Origin of the sequence: Lentzea sp. NPDC060358 (assembly GCF_042725365.1) — a bacterium.
In the GTDB taxonomy this organism is placed as follows: domain Bacteria; phylum Actinomycetota; class Actinomycetes; order Mycobacteriales; family Pseudonocardiaceae; genus Lentzea.
The window spans coordinates 28,088-51,474 of record NZ_JBHXCW010000030.1 but is presented as its reverse complement, the minus strand read 5'-3'; the positions used below and the strand labels follow the sequence as shown (position 1 = coordinate 51,474).

The window sequence follows — 23,387 nt, the reverse complement described above, 5'->3', positions numbered from 1 at the left end:
GGGCGGAACCCCCTCCCGGCCTCCCGTCGTTCGTGGAGAAACTCCAGGAACTCCTCCGGTTAAGCTCGGCTCATGGCGGTCGATGAGCTCGCGGCTTCGTTGCTGTACCAGGTCACGGCGCTGGCCGGGGAGGTCGCCGGCCGGATGCGCGACGGGCTGGAGCGGCTGGAGCTCACCGGCCCGACGGCGAACCTGGTGTGGGTCCTCGACCCGGACGCCGAGCCGCAGCCGCTGCGCAAGCTCGCCGGCCTCCTGCGGTGCGACCCCTCCAACATCAGCCTGCTCAGCGCGCAGCTCGAGGAGCGCGGGCTCGCCGAGCGCCGCCCGCACCCGCGTGACGGGCGCGTCCGGACGCTGGTGCTCACCGGCGAGGGCCGGGAGGTGCGCGAGCGGCTGCTCGCCGTCGTCGCCCGGCACTCGCCGTTCGTCGGCCTCGGCGCCGAGGAGCAGCGGCTCCTGCACTCCCTGCTCGCGAAGGCGCTCGCCGAAGACCGCTGACCAACTCCTTGAGTTTCTCATGTATCTTTCGGGCATGACCACAGCAGCGGGTGCGCGACGGGTGCGGCTGACCTCCACGGGAGGACCGGAGGTGCTCCGGGTCGAGGCCGTACCGGTGCCCGAACCGGGGCCGGGCCAGGTCCTGATCACGATGGAGGCCGCGGGGGTGGCGTTCCACGACGTCACGACCCGCCGGGGTCTCACGCCCGGCGCCCTCCCGGAGGTCCAGGGCTTCGACGTCGTCGGGCACGTCATGCGGGTCGGCGCGGGCGTCGCGGAGTTCACCCCCGGTCAGCGCGTCGGCGCCCTCGTCGGCGACGGCGGGTACGCGACCCACGTGCTGGCACCGGCGGCGCGGACCGTCCCGCTGCCCGAGGGTCCTCCCGCCGCGCAGCTCGACGCGCTGGTGCTCAACTACCTCACGGCCTGGCAGATGGTGCACCGGGTGGCCAGGCCGGCGCCCGGTGACGCCGTGCTGGTGCTCGGGGCGGCCGGCGGCGTGGGGTCGGCGCTGACGCAGATCGCCAGGGCGGCGGGGGTCGCCGTCTACGGCACCTCGAGTCCCGGCCGGCGTGGCCGGGTCGAGGCGGGCGGCGCCATCTGGGTCGCGGACCAGGCCTCCGTGCCCGTGCCGGTCGCGGCCACGTTCGACCCGGTGGGCGGCCCTTCGCTGGTGCGCTCCCGGCGCGCCACGAAACCGTCCGGGGTGGTCGTGTCGTACGGGTTCAGCTTCGCCACCGGAGCGGGCCACTCCCGGGCCGGCGCGATGGCGCGCACCGTCGGTGCCCTGCTGCGGGCGAAGCTCACACCGGGGCCGCGGGTGGTCGTGCACACCGTGGCGCGCGCGGTCGACGGGGACCCGGCCGGGTTCCGGGCCGACGTGGCGGCACTGGTCGAGCGGCTGGTGGCCGGGGTCATCGAGCCCGAGGTGGTCACCCTGCCGCTGGAGCAGGCGGCCGAAGCGCACCGCCGGCTGGAGAACCGCGAGGTCGAGGGCAAGCTGGTCCTGGTGCCGTGACGGGTCACGGCACCAGGCCTCACGCCGCTGCGGGCAGGTGCGACCGCCGTGCGTCGACGTAGTCCTGGCAGGACTGCCTGCAGGCGACTCCGTGGACGACCTGCCAGCCGGCGGGCACCTGCAGCACCGCCGGCCAGATCGAGTACTGGCCCGTTGGGCTGACCAGCACCAGGAACATGGTGTGCGCCTGAGCGAACGGGGACGTCATGACCCCAGGGTGACCTGCGCCACCTGTGGTCCGGCTAGCCCCGCGCTCGAGCCCCTCACCCGGACGCCTGGTTCCCGATCTTCGGCCGCGTGTGATTACGTGTGGGCGTGACTGTGGAACAGGTGGTCCTCCTGGCCGAGGACGGTTCGGCCATCGGCGTCGAGGACAAGGCCGTGGTGCACCACGCGGACACCCCGCTGCACCTCGCGTTTTCCAGCTACGTCTTCGACTCCGCCGGCAACACGGTGCTCACCCGCCGCGCGCTGCACAAGAAGACCTTCCCCGGTCTGTGGACGAACACCTGCTGCGGCCACCCGGCCCCCGGCGAGGACGTCGCGGAGGCCGTGGTGCGCCGGCTGCGGGACGAGCTCGGCATGACGGTCCAGGCTCCCGAGCTGCTGCTGCCCGCTTTCCGCTACCGCGCCGAGATGGACGGGATCGTCGAGAACGAGATGTGCCCGGTGTTCCGGGTCCTCACCGACGACGACCCCGCGCCCAACCCGGACGAGGTCGATTCCACCGAACGGGTGGCGTGGGCCAAGTTCGCGTCCGACGTCCTCGACGGCACGCGCGAGATCTCGCCGTGGTCGAGGCTCCAGGTCGCCGAGCTCGTGGAGCTCGGTCCCGACCCGCTGGCGTGGCCGGTGGCGGACCGGGCCGGTCTGCCACCGGCGGCGTCGTCACCGCTGCGGTGAGCCACCGCTCCCGCGTCACGACCCGGCGATCAGCGCGATCCCGAGACCGGTCATCACGGCGGCGATCACGCCGTCCAGCACCCGCCACGCGCGGGGCTTCGCGAACAGCGGGCTGAGCAGCCGGGCGCCGAAGCCCAGCGCGACGAACCACGTGACGCTCGCCGTGACCGCGCCGATCCCGAAGAGCCACCGGCCCGCGGCGATCGAGCCGAGCAGCAGCAGGGTGTCGAGGTAGACGTGCGGGTTGAGCCACGTCAGCGCGAGCGCCGTCAGCACGGGCCGTCCCGACGCCTCGCCGGAGCCGGTCAGCGCGGAGGGCCGCATCGCCCTCCGCGCCGCGAGAAAGCCGTAGCCCAGCAGGAAGACCCCGCCGGCGAGCGCGGCGGCGGTGATCACCGCGGGCCACCTCTGCACGATCGCGCCGAACCCGGCGACGCCCACCGCGACCAGGATCGCGTCCGAGATCGCGCACACCGCGACGACCTTCGCCACTGCCTGGCGCCGGAGTCCTTGGCGCAGCACGAAAGCGTTCTGCGCGCCGATCGCGACGATGAGGGTCATCATGGTGCCGAAGCCGAGGAGCAGGTCAGTCACCTCGCCGACGGTAGTGACGCGCTTGTGGTGAGACCAGCTAAAGATTTTTACGTAGCATTAGCGCCCGTGATGGACCTGGACCTGGTGCGCACGCTGCTCGCGGTCGTCGACGCGGGCACGTTCGACGCGGCGGCCGCGGTGCTGCACGTCACGCCTTCCGCTGTCTCGCAACGCATCAAGGCGCTCGAACAGCGCACCGGCCGCGTGCTGCTGGTGCGCGCCCGCCCGGTGCGCCTGACGCCGTCGGGCGAGGTGCTGGTCCGCTACGGCCGGCAACTGCTCGCCCTGGACCAGGACCTCGACGCGGCCCTCGGCGAGACGGCCGTCGTGCGGGTGCCGATCGCGGTGAACGCCGACTCGCTCGCCACCTGGTTCCTCCCGGCGCTGCAACGGGTTCCGGCGGAGCCGCGGATCTCGTTCGACCTCCACCGCGAGGACCAGGACCACACGACGGCGTTGCTGCGCCAGGGCCTGGTGATGGCCGCGGTGACGTCGTCCGGGGAACCGGTGGCGGGCTGCGAGGTGCGCAAGCTCGGCCACATCCGCTACGCCGCGATGGCGTCGGAGTCCTTCGTGCGGCGCCACGCCAACGGCGAGCTGAAGTCGTGGCTGCCGCAGGCCCCGGTCGTGGTGTTCGACCGCAACGACGACCTGCAGGACCGGTTCGTGCGCACGCTGACCCGCGGCCGCGGCGCGTCCGACCACCGCCACTACGTGCCGTCGTCGGAGGTGTACGTGCGGGCGGTCGCCGCGGGCCTGGGCTGGGGGATGGTGCCGCCGCAGCAGGTGCAGGAGGGGCTGGTCGACCTCGCGCCGGGCCGGTCGGTGTCCGTGCCGCTCTACTGGCAGCGGTGGAAGCTCGACTCGCCGGCGCTCAGCGCCGTGTCCGCGGCGGTGGCGGCCGAGGCGGCGGAATCGCTCGAATAGGAGTTATCGTCTTCGGCCATGACCGGACGAGAGCTGGATCTCAACGGCAGGGTCGCAGTCATCTACGGCGGTGCGGGCAGCATCGGCGGCGCCATCGCCGCGGCGTTCGCGCAGGCCGGGGCCGAGGTGCACCTCGCGGGACGGACCGAGGCCACGCTCCGGGCCAGGGCCGGGCAGCTCGGCGCCCAGTACGCCGTGGTCGACGCGCTCGACGAACGGGCGGTGGACGAGCACGCCGCCACGTTCGACCGCCTCGACATCTCGGTCAACGTCACGACCGACAACGACGTCCAGGGCACACCGATGGTCGAGATGAGCGTGCAGGACTACCTCAGCCCCGTCGTCTCGGCCGTGCGGTCGAAGTTCCTCACCGCCAGGGCGGCGGCCCGGCACATGACGCGGCAGAAGTCCGGCGTCATCCTGTTCTTCGGCGGCACCGGCGACGCCTCCGCGCACCGCGAGTGGCGGCTCGGCGGGCTGCTCGCGGCGTTCGACGCGGTGGAGTCGATGCGCCGCCAGCTCGCGGTGGAGCTCGGCCCGCACGGCGTCCGCGTGGTCACCCTGCAGACCGCGGGCGTGCCCGAGTCGGTGCCGGAGGACTTCCGCGGCCAGGTCGAACCGGACATGCTCCGCCGCTCGCCGCTCGCACGGGTGGCGACGCTCGAGGACGTCGGCAGGGCGGCGCTCTTCGCGGCGTCGGACTGGGGCCGCACGATCACGGGAGCGCAGGTCAACATCACCTGCGGCAGCGTGCTCGGCTGAGGGCTTCCTGTCGGTTCCCTGAATGCAGGAACCCGCCGGGTTCGTCCGGGCGTTGTCCGTTGTGTGCTGATTCCTCGACTTGCCGCCGTCGGCGGTTCACTCGCCGTCGTGGTCACGGTGGCCATGGTCGGGCTGCTCGACCTCACCGTCGGGTCGCTGCGCCGCACGATCAGCGAGTACGCGCTGGGCGACTACCGGCCGGTCTTCGACGTCGCCGTGCTGCTCCTCGCGTTCGGGTCGCTCGCGATCCTGCTGGCGCTCGTGCACCGGGGGCTGTCCCGCTGGCGGGCACCGGGCGCGGTCGCGCTCGTCCTGTGGTCGGCAGGCCTGCTGCTCGTGGTGGTGTTCCCGAAGACGAACTGGGCGATGGGCACCAACGAGCTCAGCGGCAGCATCCACCGGTTCGGCAGCATGCTCGCGTTCGTCAGCCTGCCGATCGCGATCATCCTGCTCGCCCGGCCGTGGCTGCGGCACGCCGTGTGGGGACGACACGCCAGGTGGACGATGGCATCCGGATTGTTGAGCGTTGTCGCATTCATGCCGATCTTGTACGCCATTGCGATGGGGATGGTGTCCGACGTTCGGTGGTGGCGCGTGTTCCCGTTGGGCTACATCGAGAGGATCTTGCTCATCGCCGAGGTCGGCGCCGTGCTCGTCACCGGGCTCTGGGCCGTCGCGGCCAGTAGGGTTGCGCCATGGCGAGTTGGGGAGACCTCGCGGATTACGTCCGCGCCGAGTACGACGTCATCCACGACGACGGCGAAGAGCTGAGGATCCTCTTCACCTTCGGGGACGAGGACGAGGGCGACGACGACCGCACGCAGGTCGTGATCATCGTCAGGGAAGTGCTCGACAAGATGCACGAGTGGGTGCAGATCGCCTCCCCGTGCGGGCTGGCCTCGCAGGTCGACCTCCGCGCGGTGCTCGAGGAGGTCGGCAACTCCACCGTCGCGTGCGGTCTCGCGATCATGGGGGAGCACGTCGTCGTGCGGCACTCGCTGCCGCTGGCCGACCTGGACATCCACGAGTTCACCGACCCGCTCCAGCTGCTCGCCGGCACGGCGGACACGCTCGAGGAGCAGTTCTGGGGAGGGGACGGCTACTGATGTTCGACCTGGAGCCCGCGGCCGTGCGGCTGGCGGAGGTGGTGCGCAACGTGGGGGACGGCGACCTCAAAGCGCCGACGCCCTGCCCCGGCTACGCGGTCGCCGACCTGCTCGACCACGTGAACGGCCTGACGCACGCGTTCACCATGGCGGCGCGCAAAACCCCGGTGACCGGCAGCGGCACGGGCGACGCGGCGCGGTTGCCGCTCGACTTCCGCGAGTCTGTCCCGCGGCGGCTGGACGAGCTCGTGCAGGCGTGGCGCTCGCCGCAGGCCTGGGAGGGCATGACGGCGGCGGGCGGCGTCGACCTGCCCGGAGAGGTCGCGGCGGCGGTGGCGCTCGACGAGATCGTCCTGCACGGCTGGGACCTCGCCCGCGCGACCGGCCAGGACTTCGCGGTCGACGCGGACCTGCTCCAGGTCGTCCACGGCTTCGTGTCGTCGATCGGGCCGGACGACCGCGACGGCTCGCTGTTCGGGGCGGTGGTGGAGGTCGACTCGAACGCGCCTCTGCTCGACCGTGTCCTGGGCCTCAGCGGGCGTGACCCGCACTGGAGAATAGGTTAGCCTCTCCTAATGTGAGAGCGATTACAGTGCAGGTCCGGGCAGGGCTGGGCGTGGGCCGCCTGGCGGCCGCGATGGAGTCCCTGGTGGAACTGCATCCCGAGCTGTGCCGGTCCGGGTTCGCCCACCACGAGGTCTCCGACCCCGCCGCCGCCACCCCCGCCGCCCTCGCGGAGGCGGAGGCGGGGCTCGACCTGCAGGCCGGCGTGCTGATGCACGTCGTGTGGCTCGACGCCGGCCCCGCGCGGTCCGGGCGGATGGTGCTGGTGCTGCACGACATCGTGGCCGACCGGCTGCCGCAGGTGCTGCCGTGGCTCGTCCACGCCTGGAAGCAACCCGCGTTCGTCAGCTGACCCGCCGCGCCACGAACACGAACTCGCGGCCCGGCCGGTCCGGTGCGTCGCGGACGTCCACGACCTCGAACCCGCACCGCGTGAGGCTCTTCTCGACCTCGGGGCGCGAGCGGAACCGCAACGTCGAGTCCGACGCGATCAGCGAACCGTCCGGGAACGTGTAGGTGTGCCGCAACGAGACGAACGGCAGGCTGACGGTGAGCAGCTCGAGCTGTTCACGCACCCCGCCGCGCACCCGCGGCCGCACCCGCGACCAGTCCTCCCAGGCCCGCCGCTCCGGTCGCCGCGTCTCGAACACGAGGTGACCGCCGGGGCGCAGCGCGGCGTGCACGCCCCGCAGGGTCGCCTCCCAGTCGTCGCCGAGGAACACCTGCGCGACGTTGCCGGTCATCGTCGCGAGATCGGCTTGCAGGGCGGGCAACGTCGTCGCGTCGCCGTGGATCCACGTGACGCGGGAGTCCTTGGCCCGCGCGATCTCCAGCGACGCCAGTGCCGGGTCGACGCCGACGACCGCGTGCCCCGCGTCCGCCAGCAGCGTGGCGAGGCACCCGGTGCCGCACCCGACGTCGAGCACGGAACGCGCCCCTAGTTCGGCCGCGACTCCCAGGTACAGCGCCAGGTCGTCCCGCGGCCCGTCGAAGGCGTCGTAGAGCCGGGCGAGACGGGGGTCGGCGAACAGCGCATCAGGCATTCCACATCCCAGGTCCGACGACGAACGGCATCAGCAACTCGATCACCTCGCGGTCAGGTCGTCCGTTGAGTTCTTCTTCCGCGACCCGCCGCGCGATTCCTGCCAGGAAATCGGCCACCTGCACGCGTGCGTCGTACTGAGAGTCAACCAGAGTCAGGCTCCGCAGCCGCGGGGCGATCTTCCTCAGCTGCCGGATGCGCCCCTCGGTCAGCGACAACTGCTGGTCGTGCACGATCGACACGGGCCCCTGCCACTGCGCCACGGCCCGCAGGATCGCCGGGAACAACGGGTCGAGCGCGCCGCGCGGGCCCCGTGCGCGCAGGAGGTCGTTGTAGAGCTCCAGCGGCCCGCTCACCGCGCCGAACTCGGCGCGCACCCGTGCGGCCAGGAACCGCCGCTTGTCCACGAGCTGCACGCGCGCCCTGCCCGCCAGCGGCCCGTCCGGGCCGAGGAACCACAGCAGCACCCACCGGTTCTTCTGGCGCAGCAGGTGGTTCGCCTTGTACTCGAGCGCCGGCGACTTGATCATCTCGCGCAGCGTCCCGACGCAGTCCGACGCCTCCTCGTGCGTGACGCGGACGCCGGCGTGCGCGAAGACCGCGGTGACGCCGCCGACGAGCTTCTCGCCCTCGGACCCCGACTCGTCGCAGGCGATCTCCATCAGGACATCCGGAAGACCGGGCCGCGGGGGCGGAACGGCAGGTGGGCGCCCGCCGGGATCAGGAACGCGTGCTCGCGCCGGACCCGCAGCACGTCGCAGCCGCCGTCGGTGATCACCAGGACCGGGCCGGAGGAGGCGATGGCGCCCAACGCCTTGCCCAGCAGCCTCGGGTCCATCGAGCCGGACGTGTCGAGCACGACCCCGAACGCCGGCCGCGCCTCCCGCGACTCCGGCCGCACCCAGCCCGGCCGCGGGATGTCCGGAGTGGACGCCTGGCGCCGTGATGCCCGCGCGTGGGAACGCCTCCTCTCGGCGGCGGGGACGAACTCCTCGAACCACCGCGCCAGCCGGGCGTCCCACGGCAGCGGCGGGTGCTCCAGCGCGCGGATCTCCTCGACCAGCCCCGCGGGCAGCAGGCAGCGCGACACCGTGTGGTGGCCCAGGCGGGTGAGCAGGGCACGCCGGTAGAACGCGTCGAGGTCCGCGACGCCGGCCGGGCCGCGCAGCGGTGCGCCGAGCAGGTCGCCCTGCCTGCCGCGCAACGTGAGCAGCCCGCGGTGGCGGCGCAGGTCCACCGCGATCCGGTCGTAGACGGACTCCGCGGACAGTCCGCGCAGCTCGGGGTCGTGCAGCACGCCAGGGGGAGGGGACCCGACGCCCATCTCGACCAGCCAGTCGTTGACCACGAAGTAGGCGGCGATGTTCCACAGGTGGGGGTCGCGCCCGCCCGCCCGGTCGCCGTGGCGCAGCGCGGCGTGCAGCATCTCGTGGGCGAGCACGAAGCGCCACTGCGGTGTCGTGAGGCCCGCCACCGGGTTCACGTAGATCTCGGCCGCCTCCGCGGACACCGCCACGATCGAGATGTCCCAGCCCCGCGCCAGTTCCGCGTCCGCCACGACCGTCATCGTCGCCGCCAGCGCGCCCAGCAGCGGGTGGTGCGACACGAACCGGCCGACGGCGACGTGCAGCAGCACCTCCGGCAGCTGTGCTGGTGTCTTGGTGACTGTGGATGGCATCAGGCTTCGAGGATGCCCCACCGGAGTCGGCCGGGTCGCCTCAATTTGCCGGTGCGGAGCTGTTCCGCGGCTGAGCCGCTCGCGGCCGGGACTCCGGAGGGGCGGTCGCCGTTTTCTGTCGGTGCCGGCCGCTATGGTGGTTGCTGTCGGTGGTCCGGGTGCTCCAGACGCGGGAGCGCTCGCCGCCCTTGATCCGCCGGGCCGCTCTGGTCCCGGCCTGTCGCTGCCGGTCCGACTTGCTGTTGTCGGGTACGACGTGCTGCTTGTCGGGTACGACGCGGATCGTGGCTGTTCCGGGAACACGGGTGGCTTGCGCTCACCACCGCCCGAACCGCGCCGCACCAGCCGAACGCGCCGCACCAGCCGAACGCGCCGCATCGGTCGAGTCCGCCGCACCCAGCCGAGCCCGCCCCTGGGCCGGTCACGCGCGCCCGTGCCCGGCCGGTTTTGCCGCTCGGACCGGGCGACCCGCTCCGGCCCCGACGACCCACTTCACCCCTGGCCGCCTCGCCGCGACCCCGACGACTCGCTCCGGCCCTGGTCGTCTCGCCGCGGCCCCGACAGCCCACTTCCGCCCCGGCCGCCTCGCCGCGACCCTGACAACCCGCTCCGGCCCCGGCTGCCTCGCCGCGGCCCCGACAACTCACTTCCGCCCCGGCCGCCTCACCGCGGCCCCGACGACCCACTTCCGCCCTGGTCGCCTCGCCGCGGCCCCGACAACCCACTCCACCCCTGGCCGCCTCACCGCGGCCCCGACCACCGCTCCACCCCCCGGCCGCGCCTCACCGCGACCGGGACCCGTCTCAGCCGACCGGCGAGATCACCCACTCACCCGGTGACCGGCCACGTGTGCACGGGCTCGTTGGCGTGCATCAGGTCCACGTACGTCCGCAGCATCGTGCGGAGCGCGTCGGCCCGGTCCAGGTGCGAGTGGTCGTAGTGCCGGTGGAACTCGCGCGCCTGCCAGGTCGCGCCGTTCACGCCGGACAGGCACCGCTGCTCGATCACCCCGAGCAGGCGGTCGCGCTCGGCCGAGTCGACGCCCCACCGGATCAACCCCTCGTGCGCGAGAGGGAGGAGTCGCCGCAGCACCAGTTCCACCACGGGCACGGTGCCCACGCCGGGCCAGTACATCTGCGCGTCCATGCCGTTGCGGGAGGCCGCGTTGAAGTTCTCCTCGGCGGCCTGGAAGCTCATCTGCGACCACAGTGGACGCTCGTCCTCCGCCAGCGCTCGCACCAGGCCGAAGTACAGCGCGGCGTTGGCCAGGGTGTCGACGATGGTCGGGCCCGCGGGCAGCACGCGGTTCTCGACGCGCAGGTGCGGCTTGTCCCGCACCACGTCGTAGACCGGGCGGTTCCAGCGGTAGATGGTGCCGTTGTGCAGCTTGAGCTCGCTCAGCGAGGGCGTGTCGCCCTTGTCGAGCACCGCGAGCGGGTCCTCGTCGTCGGTGATGGGCAGCAGCGCGGGGAAGTAGCGGACGTTCTCCTCGAACAGGTCGAAGATCGAGTTGATCCACCGCTCGCCGAACCACACGCGCGGCCGCACGCCCTGGGCCTTGAGCTCGTCGCCCCTGGTGTCGGTGGCCTGCTGGAACAGCGCGATGCGGGTCTCGCGCCACAGCTCCTTGCCGAGGAAGAACGGCGAGTTCGCGCCAACCGCGACCTGCACGCCCGCGATGGCCTGCGCCGCGTTCCAGTAGGCGGGGAACTGCTCCGGCGACACCTGCAGGTGCAGCTGCGTGCTGGTGCAGGCCGCCTCGGGCACGATCGAGCTCGACGTGAGGTGCAGTCGCTCCACGCCGTCGATGGAGATCTGCAGGTCCTCGCCACGCGCGGCCAGCACCTGCTCGTTGAGCAGCGCGTAGCGCGGGTTGCTCGAGAGCAGGTGCGGCGAGATGTGCCGGGACCGCAGGGTCGGCAGGATGCCGTTGACGACCATGTGGGCGCCGACCTCGCGCGCCTTCTCCTCGGCGGAGTTCAGGCTGCGGCGGACGGTCTCCTCGAACGAGGTGATCCCGCCGCCCGCGAGCCTGCGCGGGGCCACGTTGATCTCGATGTTCCACTGGCCCAGCTCGGTCACGAAGTCGGGGTCGTCGATGACCTTCAGCGCCTCGTGGTTCTTCATCGCGGGGTCGCCGTGCTCGTCGATGAGGTTGATCTCGATCTCGAGACCAGTCATCGGCCGCTCGAAGTCGAACCGCGCCTCCCGCAGCATGCGCGCGAACACGTCGAGGCACCGGCGCACCTTGGTGCGGTACCGCGTGCGGTCCTCGCGCGTGAACTCGTGCTTCGCGACGTCCTCGCCCATGGTGGCCTCCCGGCGGTCGAGGGTTAAGCCCACCACTCCTTACCCCGGTTGATCAAGCCTGACACCCTCGACTTTCGGCCTGGGCGTCAGGCGGGCACCGCGATGGCGGTGACCAGCACGTCTCCCTGCACCAGCCAGCGGCCGTCGAAACCCGCGACCGGGGTGTCGGGCAGCAGGACGCGCGAGTGGAACGTGCCGTCGGCGCGGAGCGTGATGTCGGCGTCCTCGAAGCCCAGCCACCGCCGCGTGACCGGGAACCAGGCCTTGTAGGTCGACTCCTTCGCGCTGAACAGCAGCCGGTCCCAGCAGATCTTCGGGTCCTCGGCCCGCAGGACGGGGATCCGCTCGATCTCCGCCGGGAGCGCGATCGCCTCCAGCACGCCCTCGGGCGCGGGCGCGTGCGGCTCGGCGTCGATGCCGATGGTCCGGAAGTCGGTGCTGAGCGCGAGGGCCGCGGCGCGGTAGCCGGCGCAGTGCGTCAGGCTGCCGACGACGCCGTCCGGCCACCGCGGTTCGCGCTTCGGGCCCGGCAGGATCGCGACCGGCGCGATGCCGAGCGTCCGCAGCGCGTCACGGGCGCACGCGCGGGCCGAGCCGAACTCCGCCCGGCGCTTCGGCACCGCGTTGACGATCAGCGCCTCCTCCTCGGGGAAGAGGTCGGCGGGCTGCTCGTCGTCGAACCGCTCCACCGCCGCGATCGGCGGGGGGAGAAGCTGTTCCAGCACCTCTACGACTCCCGCAGCACGTCGTGCAGCTTCACCCTGGTGGTGCCGCGTGGTTTCCACTCGCGCGGGTAGCCGAGCGAGACCTCGTCGAAGCGCACGCCGTCGTGGTGCGTCGTGCGGGGGATGTGCAGGTGGCCGTAGACCATCTCGACCGCGTTGAACCGCGTGTGCCAGTCGGCGGTCAGTTCGGTGCCGCACCAGAGCGCGAACTCGGGGTAGCGCAGCACGAACGTGGGGTCGCGCACGAGCGGGTAGTGGTTGATCAGCACCGTCGGCCCGCTGATCTCGGCGAGCCGCGCCGCGGTCTCCTCGACCCGCGCCTTGCACCACGCCTCGCGCGACGGGTACGGGTCCGGGTGCAGGAAGTACTCGTCGGTGCACACGACGCCCGCCTCCCGCGCGATGGCGAGGGCCGACTCCACGTCCGTGGCGCCCGGTGGCCGGAAGGAGTAGTCGTAGCCCAGGAACAGCGGACAGACGGTGACCGGTCCGCCGGTGCCCTCGAAGACCTCGTACGGGTCCTCTGGCGTGAGCACGTCGAGGCTGCGGCACAGCTCCACGAGCTGCTTGTAGCGCATCTCGCCGCGGGCCTGGTTGGGGTCGTCCTTGGTGGTCCAGAGCTCGTGGTTGCCGGGCGACCACACCACCCGCGCGAACCGCGGGCGCAGTTGCCCGAGAGTCCACTCGACGGCGGCGAACTTCTCCCCGATGTCCCCGGCGACGATCAGCCAGTCCTCGGGGTCCGGTGCCTCGATCGCCGCCACCACGTCGTGGTTGTCCTGGTAGGAGACGTGCAGGTCGCTGGTGGCCCAAAGCTTCACCCCCGAACGGTAACCCGACCGTCAACGCTCGCGGGGGCCTCGCCGGCGGTGACCACCGGGCGCCCACTGGGTGGGCACCGGGTGTCACTCGATCGTGTAGCGGGTACCACGACCGGTTATCCGTTCGTCGCAGACGGTGCGCCACTCGTCTCAACTGGGCGAGCCGCGTATCGCCGCCGCACGCCCGTTCGTCGCCTTGATCGGCTCGACCACTTACCCGCCGAGTGACCGCGTTCTTACCGTGAGCGCTGTCACCTGACGGAAAAGTCCTGGCGGAGGACCACACGATGACCGAATCGCAGTACGCACGCACCCCGGACCCGCGGCTAGCGCGGCAGGTCCCGCCCCGCCAGGTGCCCCCACGCCCGGTGGCCCCGCGCCAGGGCCAGGTCCCGGTCCGCTACGGCCAGCCGGTCGATCCGCGCCTGGCCGCCGGCACGTCGTTCCGCCGCACCGTCGGCGCCGAGATCGCCCGCGGCGTCCAGCCGCACCAGGGCTACGCCGTCCCGCAGCGCCGCACCACGGCCGAGGACACGGCCCTGGCCACCCTGCTCCGCTCCCGCCAGCGCGCCGAGGCCCTCCGCCAGGACTCCCGGCCCGCCGACGCGGCCCCGCGGCAGGACTCCTGGACCCGCGCCCAGGCCTGGCCGGAGCACCCGGCCGACAGCGGCCGCGGCGACGTCATCGACCAGCTCTCGGCCCGCCTCGTGTCCCCGAACCTGTGGGCCGTGGTCGAGCCGCTCATCCCACCCGCCAAGGTGCGCCGTCAGGGCGGCGGCCGCGGTCGCGTGTGCAACCGGTCGGTGTTCACCGCGATCGTGTTCGTCCTTTCCTCGGGCTGTGCCTGGCGGCACCTGCCCGCTTCGTTCGGCGTGACCGTGCCCACCGTGCACCGGCGGTTCCAGGAGTGGACCGACCTGGGGCTGTGGGTGCGGTTGCGCAGGGCCGCGGCCGAGGGGGCCTGCGGGACCGACGAGCTCGACTGGATCAGGGCCGTGCTCGACGCGGCCGATCGGCGGGCGGCGAAGGCTGCCGGCTGAGCTCGTCCGTTCTGCGCCGGGGGCGCCCCCGAACCGGGGGCGCCCCCGGCTTTGTCGTGCCGGGCGCGGTCACATGCCGTTGATGCCCGCCTGGTACTTCGGCACCCGCACGGTGATCTTCGTGCCCAGCCCGCACGCCGTCTCGACCACCAGGCCGTACTCGTCGCCGTAGACGCGGCGCAGCCGCTCGTCGATGTTGCCCAGGCCGATGCCCGCCGACTCGTCCACCTGCCCGGCCAGCGTGCGGCGGAGCTTGTCGGGGTCCATGCCGATGCCGTCGTCCTCGATCGTGATGTGGGCTTCGGCGCCGCCGTCGTTGGCGTAGATCTGGATGTGGCCCGGTTCCACCTTGCCCTCCATGCCGTGGCGCACCGCGTTCTCGACCAGCGGTTGCAGGCACAGGAACGGGACGGTGACCGGCAGGACCTCCGGGGCGACCTGGAGGGTGACCTTCAGGCGTTCGCCGAAGCGGGCCCGTTCCAGGGCCAGGTACTGGTCGATCGAGCGGAGCTCCTCGGCCAGGGTGGTGAAGTCGCCGTGGCGGCGGAAGGAGTAGCGGGTGAAGTCCGCGAAGTCGAGCAGCAGGGTGCGGGCGCGCTCCGGGTTCGTGCGGACGTAGGAGGCGATAGCGGACAGCGAGTTGTAGATGAAGTGCGGGGAGATCTGGGCCCGCAGGGCGCGCACCTCGGCTTCGACGAGGCGGGTGCGGGAGCGGTCGAGCTCGGCCAGCTCCAGCTGGCCCGCCGCCCAGCGGGCCACCTGGTTCGTGGCGCGGACCAGGCCCGCGGAGGCTTCCCGCGAGTAGGCGGCCAGGGTGCCGACCACCCGGCCCTCGACGGTCAGCGGGGCGACCACCGCGCAGTTGATCGGGCAGTTCGGCTCGGCGCAGCCGATGTCGAACGCCTGGGTGCGGCCGGTCAGGAACACGTCCTCCGCCTGGGCCATCGCCTCGGCGGCGTGGTGCTCGGAGACGCCCTCCCAGGCCACGACCTCCGTCTCGTCGGTCAGCGCGAGCGCCGGGGTGTCCAGCAGGGTGCGGAGGTGGCGGGCGGACTTCTTCGCCGCGTCCGGGACCAGGCCCGCGCGCAGCGGAGGGGCGGCCGACCAGGCCGTGTGCAGCGTCTCGTAGGTGACGCGCTGGGCCTCGGTCGAGAGCGACTGCCGGTTGCGCGTGCCGTGCCACAGCACGAGCACGGCCGCGCCGCCCACGATCAGGATCGCGGCCGCGGTGAGGAAGTCCTGCACGTCACGTCACCTTCTAGCTTCGCTCGTGGCCCGACGAGGGACCGGAGCCGTCCAGCCCGAGGTTCTCGGGGGCGTGGAGCTTGACCATCGTGCGTTGCACTCCCGGCGGCACGTGCCGTTGCGTCAGCAGCGAGACCACGTACATCACCGTGAAGCCGAGCGGCACCGTCCACGCGGCAGGACGCGAGAGCAGCACCTCGTACCAGGAGTCGCCGGTGTCGGTGAACATCGTCACCAGACCGGCGGTCAGAGCGGGGACGCCGCCCGCGAGCATGCCCGCCACCGCGCCCACGGTCGTCGTCTTCGACGACCAGATGCCCAGCAGCAGCAACGGGCACAGCGACGACGCCGCCACCGCGAACGCCAGGCCGACCATGTCCGCGACCGGCATGCCCGTCGACACGAACGTCATCGCGAGCGGCACGAGCCCGGCCAGCACCGCCGAGATCCGGAACCCGCGCACGCCGCCCAGCCGCAGCACGTCCTGCGACAGCACCCCGGCCAGCGACACGACGAGGCCCGACGACGTCGACAGGAACGCCGCGAACGCCCCGCCCGCCACCAGCGCGCCGAGGAGCTGGCCGCCGACGCCGTCGAGCACGCGGGCCGGCAGCACCAGCACCACCGCGTCGGTCTGGCCGGTCATCAGCAGCTCCGGCGTGTAGATGCGGCCGAGAGCGCCGTAGATCGGCGGCATCAGGTAGAAGACCGACAGCAGGCCCAGCACGATCAACGTCGTGCGGCGCGCGGCCGTGCCGTTCGGGTTGGTGTAGAAGCGCACGATCACGTGCGGCAGGCCCATCGTGCCGAGGAAGGTCGCGATGATGAGCGAGTAGGCCCCGTACAACGGGAAGTCCGCGCCGCTCGACATCGGCAGCGACCACGTCTCGTCGGTGTTGTGGGCCATCGTGGACAGGTGGGGGACGGGCGCGTCCTTGGGGAACGTGAACTCCGAGCCCTGGCCGATGCGGTGGTAGCCCCCGGACAGCGTGAGGCTGCCGTCCTGCACGCGCACGCCGTCGACCTCGCCCGTGCCCCTGATCCGCACCGGCTGCTCGGCGTGGATCGTGGTCTGGCGCTGGAACGCGACCTCGGTGTCCTGCCGGAACGCCGGGTACTCGGGCTCGGTCAGCGACTGCGCGCCGTGCACCTGCCACACGACCACCAGGAACACGATCGGCACGGTGATCGCGGTGAGCTTGAGCCAGTACTGGAAGGCCTGCACGAACGTGATCGACCGCATCCCGCCGGACATCACGTTCACCGTCACGACGGCGGTGACGATCAGCGCGCCCACCCAGTCCGGCGCGCCCGTGACGGTGTTCAGCGTCAGGCCCGCGCCCTCGAGCTGCGGCAGCAGGTACAGCCAGCCGATCGCGAGCGCCAGGACCGACGCGACCGCGCGCACCGTCCGCGACCGGAACCGCGCCTCGGCGAAGTCCGGCAGCGTGTAGGCGCCGGAACGCCGCAGGGGCGCCGCGACCATCGTCAGCAGCACCAGGTACCCGGCCGTGTAGCCGACCGGGAACCACAGCATGTCCGGCCCGTAGGCGAAGATCAGCCCCGCGATGCCGACGAACGACGCCGCCGACAGGTACTCGCCGCCGATCGCCGAAGCGTTCCACCACGGCGACACCGTGCGCGAGGCGACGTAGAAGTCGGACGTCGTGCGGGAGACGCGCAGGCCGTAGGCGCCGACCAGGATCGTGTCCAGGACGACGACCACCACCGCCACGACGGCGTACCCGCTCGTCATGGACGTTCGACCAGCTCCGCGAACTCCCGTTCGCTGCGCTCGGCCTGCCGCACGTAGAACCAGCCGGCCAGCAGCAGCATCGGGCACGTCGCCACGCAGAGCAGGAACCACGGCAGCCCGAGGCCGAGCACCCGGAACTTCCCGAGCTCCGGCTCGATCGCGAACAGCAGCGGCAGCAGCCCGAGCGCACCGCACGTCACCAGGCACACGGACAGGCCCAGCCGCCGCTGCGCCCGGATCAGCGTGCGCATGTAGACGGCGCCGAGCTCGCTCTGCTCGTTGATCTCGCGCGTGGCGGGGTAGGGGCGGCGTGCCCGGGGCGCCCGCGTGCGCGGGCTCGTCACCACCACGCGCTGGACCGGCCTGGGCGTCGGCCGGTGGGGTGGTGGCGTCGTCACGACCCGAGCCCGTTCCTCGGGTGCGCGCCCCCGGACGATCCGGGCCCGGTGCGGCGCACGAGCAGCTGCCGCAGGTGCCGCGCGTGGCGGCGGCTGACCGGCAGCACGGCGCCGCCGATCGTGACGCTGAGGTGGCCGTCCTCGAGGCGCATCTCGTCGATGTGCCCGAGCGACACCAGGTGGCTGCGGTGGATGCGCACGAACCCGGCGCTGCGCCAGCGCTCCTCCAGGCCGTTCAACGCCGCGCGCACCAGGCCGCTGCCGGTCGCGGTGTGCAGGCGGGCGTAGTCGCCGTGCGCCTCCACGTACCGGATGTCGGCGAGGCGGATGAAGCGCGTGACGCCGCCGAGCTCGACGGGGATGACCTCGTCACCGACCTCGGGCGGGGTGCCGCCCGCGGGCTGCGCGGACGGGGGAGCGGCCGGTTCGGCGGCGGTCTTCGAGTCCCACACCTCGTGCACGATGCGGTGCACGGACTCGGCGAGCCGCTCCTGGCGCACCGGCTTGAGCAGGTAGTCGAGCGCCTTGAGCTCGAACGCCTCCACGGCGGGCTGCTGGTGCGCCGTCACGAACACGATGGGCGGCGGCTGGGCGAACCGGGAGAGCACGCGGGCGAGGTCGAGACCGTCGAGCCCGGGCATGCGGATGTCGAGGAACACGGCGTCCAGCGGCTGACCGGCGTCCATGGCCCGGTGCAGCACCCGCAGCGCCTTCGTCGCGTCGGTGACCGCCTCCACGTGCGCGATGCGCGGGTCGGAACGCAGCAGGTACACGAGATCTTCCAGCGCGGGTGCCTCGTCGTCGACGGCGAGCACCCGCAGGGAGCGCTCGAGGCTGCCACGCCGATCCGGCCCCTCGCAGACGGGGCAGGGCAGACCAGAGGTCATCGAGATCGAGTCCAAACTGTGTACGGCCGACCCTCACGTGGCGGCGGCCGGACCACGTCCGGCCTCACGCGCACGGTGAGCCGAGGGCGTCGGATACGCGATCATGCCCCCTCACGGAGGGTGACCCGCCACGGGGGTGCGTGTGCCACGCGTGCGCACAGCCGAGCACCCCCTCCCCGCCCTCGAAACCGGCGGGCCGAATCATCCGCCAGGGGGAGGACGTGCGGAAACCCTCCGATCGGGTGTGTCTCGAATGCCAGACGCAAACCGCGTGACCACCCTCGATCGGGTGTGCTGCGCGGGGCGCCGGAGGAGGGGTCAGGGCTGGCGGACGGCGCGGGGCGCGGCCGCGAGCGCGTCACCGAGCGTGATCTCCAGCTCGATGAACGACTCCTCGGCACGGCGGGCGGCCACGCTCACGGACGCGGCGGCGGCGGGCCCGACCAGCCTGCGGGTCGGAGCGCGCAACGCCTGGATCGCTTCGGACCACTGGTTCGAGAGCTTGGCGAGACCGCTCAGCGTGTCGACGAGGTCGTCGGTGTTGTCCGGCGGTGACGCGACGATCTCCGCCAGCCGGGCGCGCAGCGCGTCCAGTGCCGGGTCCACTTCATTCCTCCCGTCGTGCCGCGACAGCGGGTGAGGACGAGTGCGAACATTTCCCCCACTGGGCGACACCATATCTCGGCAACGGTGGTCCAGCGCACTGATGTTGCCCCATTGCGGCGGACAAGGTCAATCGCACTCCATTGCGTCTCAACAGGACGTTTAGCCCTCGCAGCCCGTCCTGCACCGGTTCTGCCGGTGAGATGGGCCAGGTGGAGCCGGGGTGTTGGGCCGAACCGGTGTGTCGCGGGTCGCAGGAAATCACCGCATTGCGTTAGCCGGTCGCAAAGTCCTCGGTGAACCAATTAACTCTTTTGCGGGAGTGCCGCAGGAAATGGTGGACGGTTCTACGATCGTGCGCCGGCGGGCCGCCGCCGAAGTGATCGACTGTGCCCTCGGTTGCACGGGACCGGTCGCGGCACGAAAAAGCGCGAGGCCGGAAACGACCTCGCGCTGCCCGGCTCGCCCGGTGGGGTCAGAGCCGGCCGACGTCCGTGATCGTCACGACCGCCTCGCCCACCTCGTCCGACGCCGCCAGGTCGACCTCGGCGTTGAAGCCCCAGTCCTTGTCGCCGGCCGGGTCCTCGAAGATCTGCCGGCACACCCAGCGCTCGGGCTCGACGTTGATGATGAGGAACGCCGGGCCGCGCGCGTTCGGGCCCGCGCCGATGTCCGAGTGCTCCTCGAAGTACGGCTCCAGGGCGTCCATCCACTCCTTGGCCGTCCAGCCCGACTCGTGGTCGAGCTCGCCCAGGGAGTACCAGTCGCGCTTCGCGGCCAGCTCCACGCGGCGGAACAGCGCGTTGCGGACGAGCACGCGGAACGCGCGGACGTTGCGGGTGACGGCGGGCGGCAGGTCGACGCGGACCTCCTCGACGACGCCGTCCGGGTTCGTGAGCTTCTCCCACTCGTCGATCAGCGACGAGTCGACCTGGCGGACCAGCTCGCCCAGCCACGAGATCAGGTCCTGCAGCTCCTCGGTCTTGGCCTCCTCCGGCACCGTCTGCGACAGCGCCTTGTAGGCGTCGGCGAGGTAGCGCAGGACGAGGCCCTCGGAGCGGGCGAGGCCGTAGAACGACACGTACTCCGTGAACGTCATCGCGCGTTCGTACATGTCGCGCACGACGCCCTTGGGGGACAGCGCGTAGTCGCCGACCCACGGGTGACCCCGCCGGTAGGTGAGGAACGCCGCCTCCAGCAGCTCCTGCAGCGGCTTGGGGTAGGTGACCTCGTCGAGCAGCTCCATGCGCTGGTCGTACTCGATGCCGTCGGCCTTCATCGCGCCGATCGCCTCGCCGCGCGCCTTGTGCTCCTGCGCGCCCAGGATCTGCCGCGGGTCGTCGAGGGTGGACTCGATCACCGACAGCACGTCGAGGGCGTAGCCCGGCGCCTCGCGGTCGAGCAGCTCGATCGCGGCCAGCGCGAACGGCGACAGCGGCTGGTTCAGCGCGAAGTTGAACTGCAGGTCCACGGTCAGCCGGAAGTCGTCGCCGTCGCGCTCCACGACGCCCGCCGCGACCAGCGCCCGGTACATCGCGAGCGCGCGCTTGATGTGCTTGAGCTGCTTGGACCGGTCCTCGTGGTTGTCCTCGAGCAGGTGCCGCATGGCCCCGAACGCGCCACCGCCGGGACGGCCGATCACGTTCAGCAGCATCGCGTGCGAGACCTGGAACGACGACGTCAGCGGCTCCGGCTCGGCGCCGACGAGGCGGTCGAACGTCGACTCGCTCCACGACACGAACCCGTCCGGCGCCTTCTTGCGCACGACCTTGCGGCGCTTCTTCGGGTCGTCGCCCGCCTTCGCGAGCGCCTTGATGTTCTCGACCTCGTGCTCGGGCGCCTGCACGACCACGGTGCCCACGGTGTCGAAGCCCGCCCGGCCCGCGCGGCCCGCGATCTGGTGGAACTCGCGGGCCTTGAGGATCCGGGTGCGCGTGCCGTCGTACTTCGACAGCGCGGTGAAGACGACCGTGCGGATCGGCACGTTGATGCCGACGCCGAGGGTGTCGGTGCCGCAGATGACCTTCATCAGGCCCGCCTGCGCGAGCTGCTCGACCAGGCGGCGGTACTTGGGCAGCATGCCCGCGTGGTGCACGCCGATGCCGTGGCGCACGAGCCGCGACAGCGTCTTGCCGAAGCCGGAGGAGAACCGGAAGTTGCCGATCGCCGCCGCGATCTCCTCCTTCTCCGGCTTCGAGGCGACGTTCACGCTCATCAGCGACTGCGCGCGCTCCAGCGCGGCGGCCTGGGTGAAGTGCACGACGTAGATCGGTGCCTCACGGCCGTGCAGCAGGTCCTCGATCGTCTCGTGCAGCGGCGTGGAGACGTACTGGAAGTTGAGCGGCACCGGCCGCTGCGCCGAGCGGACCACCGCGGTCGGGCGGCCGGTGCGGCGGGTCAGGTCCTTCTCGAAGAACGAGACGTCGCCGAGCGTCGCCGACATGAGCAGGAACTGCGCCTGCGGCAGCTCGACGAGCGGCACCTGCCACGCCCAGCCGCGGTCGGGCTCGCTGTAGAAGTGGAACTCGTCCATCACGACCTGGCCGACGTCGGCGGCCGCCCCGTCGCGCAGCGCGATGTTCGCGAGGATCTCCGCCGTGCAGCAGATGATGGGCGCCTGGTCGTTGACCGAGGCGTCGCCGGTCATCATGCCGACGTTCTTCGGGCCGAACACCTCGCACAGCGCGAAGAACTTCTCCGAGACCAGCGCCTTGATCGGCGCCGTGTAGAAGCTGCGCTGGTTGCCGGCCATGGCGACGAGGTGGGCGCCGATGGCCACCAGGCTCTTGCCCGAACCGGTCGGCGTGCTGAGGATGACGTTGGCCCCGGAGACGAGTTCGATGACCGCCTCCTCCTGCGCCGGGTACAGCGCGAGGCCGCGTTCGGCGGCCCAGTGGGAGAAGGTGTCGAACAGTTCGTCTTCGTCGGCGATCGAGGTGAGCCGGTCCGTGAGTGCAGTCATCGCAGGTGAACTATAGGTGGTACGCGTACTCGGTGAACTCCCAGTCGGTCACGTACCGCTGGAACCGGGCCACCTCCTCCCACTTGAAGTCCACATAGGACCTCACGAAGTCCTTGCCCAGCACCTCGACCATCGCGGTGTCCTCCTCCAGGTGGGCCAGCGCGTCGGGCAGGGTGGCGGGCAGCGTCGGGGCCTTCGACGGGTCGTAGCCGTAGCCCGCGGACGGCCGCGGCGGATCGATGCGGTCGCGGATGCCCAGGTAGGTGGCCGCGATCAGGCCCGCGATGCCGAGGTAGGGGTTGGCGCTCGCGTCCCCGAGCCGCAGCTCGAGGCGGGTGGTCTCGCCGCGCTCGGCCGGCACGCGCAGCATCGCGCTGCGGTTGTCGAGGCCCCAGTCGATCAGCCACGGCGCGAGCGAGTCCGGCCCGAACCTCTTGTACGAGTTGACCGTGGGGTTGAGCAGCGCGGCCAGCGCCGGCGCGTGCTGGAGGATGCCGCCGATGGCCCAGCGCGCCTCGTCGGACAGGCCGTGCGAGGTGCCCGCGGCCTGGAACGCGTTGCGGCCGTCCTTCTCGTGGCACGAGAGGTGCAGGTGGAAGCCGGAGCCGCCGCCGTCGTTGAAGGGCTTGGCCATGAACGTGGCGAGCCGGCCCTCGCGCCTGGCCAGTTCCTTCACGCTCGTCTTGAAGCGGAACGCCCGGTCGGCGGCGTCCATCGCGGGGGAGTGGACGAGGTTGATCTCGAACTGCCCGCCCGCGTACTCGTGGTTGCCGCCGGTGGTCTGCAGGCCCGCGGAACTGAGAGTGCGAAGAGTTCTCAGCAGATGACCGTCGGAATCGCCGCGGCGGCCCGTCGCATACACGTTCCCCGGCTCGTCGCAGTAGGGCCGCCACCCGTTCGGGCGATCTTCGTCGGGTTCGCAGAGAAAATATTCCAACTCGGGACCGATCACCGGCTGCAGCCCGGTGGTCTCGAACATCTCCAGCGCCCGGCGCAGCACCTGCCGGGGCGATTCGTCCACGGGTCTCTCGTCGGACGGGCTCACGGCGTCGCCGATGCACCACGCGACACCCGGTTCCCACGGGATCGGCAGCAGCGTGTCGAGGTCGGGGACCACCGTCACGTCGGGCAGCCCGGCGTCGAGCACACCCCCGTTCTCCGTGGTCTTCCCTCCGGGCGTGGTGCTGTAGACGGCGCGGCAGAACGACAGCCCGCGCTGTATCACCGCTGGTAGATGCTCCACGAGGACGTCACGGCCGCGGTCGGTGCCGAGCAGGTCGGGGAAGACGACGCGCACCACGTCGATCCCGCCCTCGCCCAGTCTCGTCGCGAGTTCCCGTGTCACCTGTTCACCGACCACGTCGGACTACCTTTCCGGCACAGTGTGTCGCTGGCGCGGAGGGGATAACGTCGAGGGGCACACGCCATCGACCCGTCCGCGGAGTGAAGACCGTGTTCGGTCTCAGTGGTGCTCCGCACTCATCGTCCACCACGGGGCAACAGTCCGTAACTGGACGGGTGACGACCGTCACGAGATCTTGCACGATG

At 71.8% G+C, this 23,387-nt stretch carries 24 protein-coding genes and 1 pseudogene; 10 read left to right on the top strand and 15 right to left on the bottom strand.

The window, feature by feature from the left end; all coding sequences use genetic code 11:
• The first annotated feature begins 72 nt into the window (after positions 1 to 72).
• Complete coding sequence (locus tag ACFWGZ_RS09590; protein ID WP_382451040.1) at positions 73 to 498, top strand: MarR family winged helix-turn-helix transcriptional regulator; 426 nt, start codon at positions 73 to 75, stop codon at positions 496 to 498.
• 34 nt (positions 499 to 532) lie between these two features.
• Complete coding sequence (locus ACFWGZ_RS09585; protein WP_382451039.1) at positions 533 to 1,516, top strand: alcohol dehydrogenase catalytic domain-containing protein; 984 nt, start codon at positions 533 to 535, stop codon at positions 1,514 to 1,516.
• 19 nt (positions 1,517 to 1,535) lie between these two features.
• Here the strand turns inward: ACFWGZ_RS09585 and ACFWGZ_RS09580 are convergent, their stop codons facing one another.
• Positions 1,536 to 1,724: an MbtH family protein gene (locus tag ACFWGZ_RS09580; RefSeq protein ID WP_382451038.1), complete on the bottom strand. Its 189-nt coding sequence runs from the start codon at positions 1,722 to 1,724 to the stop codon at positions 1,536 to 1,538.
• 113 nt (positions 1,725 to 1,837) lie between these two features.
• On the opposite strand from ACFWGZ_RS09580, the gene idi reads away from it, so the two are divergent.
• Entirely contained in the window at positions 1,838 to 2,419 is a 582-nt protein-coding gene (idi, locus tag ACFWGZ_RS09575) for an isopentenyl-diphosphate Delta-isomerase (protein ID WP_382451045.1), read from the top strand.
• Positions 2,420 to 2,434: 15 nt separating this feature from the next.
• On the opposite strand, the gene ACFWGZ_RS09570 is transcribed toward idi, so the two are convergent.
• Positions 2,435 to 2,983: a LysE/ArgO family amino acid transporter gene (locus ACFWGZ_RS09570; RefSeq protein WP_382451044.1), complete on the bottom strand. Its 549-nt coding sequence runs from the start codon at positions 2,981 to 2,983 to the stop codon at positions 2,435 to 2,437.
• A 99-nt stretch (positions 2,984 to 3,082) separates the two neighbouring features.
• Between ACFWGZ_RS09570 and ACFWGZ_RS09565 the strand changes: the two genes are divergently transcribed.
• The 6 genes from ACFWGZ_RS09565 to ACFWGZ_RS09540 all read left to right on the top strand — a co-directional run bounded on the left by ACFWGZ_RS09565 (position 3,083) and on the right by ACFWGZ_RS09540 (position 6,724).
• Positions 3,083 to 3,940 (top strand): LysR family transcriptional regulator ArgP, encoded by an 858-nt coding sequence (locus ACFWGZ_RS09565; protein ID WP_382451043.1) that lies wholly within the window; start codon positions 3,083 to 3,085, stop codon positions 3,938 to 3,940.
• An 18-nt stretch (positions 3,941 to 3,958) separates the two neighbouring features.
• On the top strand, positions 3,959 to 4,702 hold the full coding sequence (locus ACFWGZ_RS09560) for an SDR family oxidoreductase (RefSeq protein WP_382451037.1): 744 nt from the start codon (positions 3,959 to 3,961) through the stop codon (positions 4,700 to 4,702).
• A 108-nt stretch (positions 4,703 to 4,810) separates the two neighbouring features.
• Positions 4,811 to 5,473: a DUF998 domain-containing protein gene (locus tag ACFWGZ_RS09555; protein WP_382451036.1), complete on the top strand. Its 663-nt coding sequence runs from the start codon at positions 4,811 to 4,813 to the stop codon at positions 5,471 to 5,473.
• A complete protein-coding gene (locus ACFWGZ_RS09550; RefSeq protein ID WP_382451035.1) occupies positions 5,398 to 5,808 on the top strand; it encodes a hypothetical protein in 411 nt (136 codons plus the stop codon). The genes ACFWGZ_RS09555 and ACFWGZ_RS09550 overlap by 76 nt, the downstream gene beginning before the upstream one ends.
• Entirely contained in the window at positions 5,808 to 6,374 is a 567-nt protein-coding gene (locus ACFWGZ_RS09545) for a TIGR03086 family metal-binding protein (protein WP_382451034.1), read from the top strand. The genes ACFWGZ_RS09550 and ACFWGZ_RS09545 overlap by 1 nt, the downstream gene beginning before the upstream one ends.
• 11 nt (positions 6,375 to 6,385) lie before the next feature.
• On the top strand, positions 6,386 to 6,724 hold the full coding sequence (locus tag ACFWGZ_RS09540) for a hypothetical protein (protein WP_382451033.1): 339 nt from the start codon (positions 6,386 to 6,388) through the stop codon (positions 6,722 to 6,724).
• Here ACFWGZ_RS09540 and ACFWGZ_RS09535 read toward each other — a convergent pair.
• From ACFWGZ_RS09535 to ACFWGZ_RS09510, 6 genes are all read right to left on the bottom strand, one after another.
• Positions 6,717 to 7,415 carry a class I SAM-dependent methyltransferase gene (locus tag ACFWGZ_RS09535; protein ID WP_382451032.1) on the bottom strand — a complete coding sequence of 233 codons (699 nt, stop codon included), beginning with the start codon at positions 7,413 to 7,415 and terminating at the stop codon, positions 6,717 to 6,719. The two genes, ACFWGZ_RS09540 and ACFWGZ_RS09535, sit on opposite strands and share 8 nt — an antisense overlap.
• Positions 7,408 to 8,076: an NAD-dependent protein deacetylase of SIR2 family gene (locus tag ACFWGZ_RS09530; protein ID WP_382451031.1), complete on the bottom strand. Its 669-nt coding sequence runs from the start codon at positions 8,074 to 8,076 to the stop codon at positions 7,408 to 7,410. The genes ACFWGZ_RS09535 and ACFWGZ_RS09530 overlap by 8 nt, the downstream gene beginning before the upstream one ends.
• The gene (locus ACFWGZ_RS09525) at positions 8,076 to 9,092 is read right to left on the bottom strand and encodes a hypothetical protein (protein ID WP_382451030.1); all 1,017 of its coding nucleotides are present in this window, start codon (positions 9,090 to 9,092) and stop codon (positions 8,076 to 8,078) included. The genes ACFWGZ_RS09530 and ACFWGZ_RS09525 overlap by 1 nt, the downstream gene beginning before the upstream one ends.
• An 828-nt stretch (positions 9,093 to 9,920) precedes the next feature.
• Entirely contained in the window at positions 9,921 to 11,402 is a 1,482-nt protein-coding gene (locus ACFWGZ_RS09520; protein WP_382451042.1) for a glutamate--cysteine ligase, read from the bottom strand.
• Positions 11,403 to 11,488: 86 nt separating this feature from the next.
• The gene (locus ACFWGZ_RS09515; RefSeq protein ID WP_382451029.1) at positions 11,489 to 12,127 is read right to left on the bottom strand and encodes a 4'-phosphopantetheinyl transferase; all 639 of its coding nucleotides are present in this window, start codon (positions 12,125 to 12,127) and stop codon (positions 11,489 to 11,491) included.
• 2 nt (positions 12,128 to 12,129) lie between these two features.
• A complete protein-coding gene (locus ACFWGZ_RS09510) occupies positions 12,130 to 12,948 on the bottom strand; it encodes a metallophosphoesterase family protein (RefSeq protein WP_382451028.1) in 819 nt (272 codons plus the stop codon).
• Positions 12,949 to 13,631: 683 nt separating this feature from the next.
• Here ACFWGZ_RS09510 and ACFWGZ_RS09505 point away from each other — a divergent pair.
• Positions 13,632 to 13,976, top strand: a pseudogene (locus ACFWGZ_RS09505) (transposase); the annotation flags it as partial.
• Positions 13,977 to 14,057: 81 nt separating this feature from the next.
• Here ACFWGZ_RS09505 and ACFWGZ_RS09500 read toward each other — a convergent pair.
• The 7 genes from ACFWGZ_RS09500 to ACFWGZ_RS09470 all read right to left on the bottom strand — a co-directional run bounded on the left by ACFWGZ_RS09500 (position 14,058) and on the right by ACFWGZ_RS09470 (position 23,184).
• Positions 14,058 to 15,233: a histidine kinase gene (locus ACFWGZ_RS09500; RefSeq protein WP_382451027.1), complete on the bottom strand. Its 1,176-nt coding sequence runs from the start codon at positions 15,231 to 15,233 to the stop codon at positions 14,058 to 14,060.
• A gap of 13 nt (positions 15,234 to 15,246) precedes the next feature.
• Entirely contained in the window at positions 15,247 to 16,989 is a 1,743-nt protein-coding gene (locus ACFWGZ_RS09495) for a cation acetate symporter (RefSeq protein WP_382451026.1), read from the bottom strand.
• Positions 16,986 to 17,387: a hypothetical protein gene (locus ACFWGZ_RS09490; protein WP_382451025.1), complete on the bottom strand. Its 402-nt coding sequence runs from the start codon at positions 17,385 to 17,387 to the stop codon at positions 16,986 to 16,988. Before ACFWGZ_RS09490 ends, ACFWGZ_RS09495 begins: the two co-directional genes overlap by 4 nt.
• On the bottom strand, positions 17,384 to 18,274 hold the full coding sequence (locus ACFWGZ_RS09485) for a LytR/AlgR family response regulator transcription factor (RefSeq protein WP_382451024.1): 891 nt from the start codon (positions 18,272 to 18,274) through the stop codon (positions 17,384 to 17,386). The genes ACFWGZ_RS09490 and ACFWGZ_RS09485 overlap by 4 nt, the downstream gene beginning before the upstream one ends.
• A gap of 318 nt (positions 18,275 to 18,592) precedes the next feature.
• A complete protein-coding gene (locus tag ACFWGZ_RS09480; RefSeq protein WP_382451023.1) occupies positions 18,593 to 18,880 on the bottom strand; it encodes a hypothetical protein in 288 nt (95 codons plus the stop codon).
• 472 nt (positions 18,881 to 19,352) lie between these two features.
• Complete coding sequence (locus ACFWGZ_RS09475; protein WP_382451022.1) at positions 19,353 to 21,839, bottom strand: DEAD/DEAH box helicase; 2,487 nt, start codon at positions 21,837 to 21,839, stop codon at positions 19,353 to 19,355.
• Positions 21,840 to 21,849: 10 nt separating this feature from the next.
• Positions 21,850 to 23,184 carry a glutamine synthetase family protein gene (locus ACFWGZ_RS09470; protein WP_382451021.1) on the bottom strand — a complete coding sequence of 445 codons (1,335 nt, stop codon included), beginning with the start codon at positions 23,182 to 23,184 and terminating at the stop codon, positions 21,850 to 21,852.
• Positions 23,185 to 23,387: the final 203 nt, after the last annotated feature.